At 85.0% G+C, this 407-nt stretch carries 1 pseudogene; it reads left to right on the top strand.

The features are described from left to right. Nucleotides 1–311 precede the first annotated feature (311 nt). A pseudogene (locus tag MUN85_RS12570) lies at nucleotides 312–407 on the top strand (rRNA maturation RNase YbeY); the annotation flags it as partial.

Consider the following 407-nt stretch of genomic DNA (forward strand, 5'->3'; position numbering starts at 1 on the left):
GCACTGCGGCGGCGGCGGGCCTTTTTCCGCCCCCCCCCCCGCGGGGCTGGGGGGGCCCCGGCGGGCCGGGGCGGCCCCGCCCCCGCGCGGGCGGGGGGGGGGCGGGGCCGCCCCGCGCCGCCGCGCGGGGGGGGGGGCGGGGGCGGCGGGGGGGGCGGCGGGGGGGGCGGCGGGGGGGGGGGGGGGGGGTGGGGGGGGGGGGGGGGGCGGGCGGGGGGGGGGGGGGCGGGGGCGGGGCGCGTCGCGTCCGCGACGGGAGGCACGGGCATCCGCAGGCGGAGGTCTGCAGCCGCTGCGTCGAGGAAGACGAAATGGCGGGGCTACACGAAAAGTGGCTCGATCTGCCCGGACCGACGGGCGTCATGAGCTTCCCGATGGACGAGCTGCGTCCCGGCAAGGACGCCGAG

This window comes from Bowdeniella massiliensis (assembly GCF_023634005.1).
GTDB classification, from domain to species: domain Bacteria; phylum Actinomycetota; class Actinomycetes; order Actinomycetales; family Actinomycetaceae; genus Bowdeniella; species Bowdeniella massiliensis.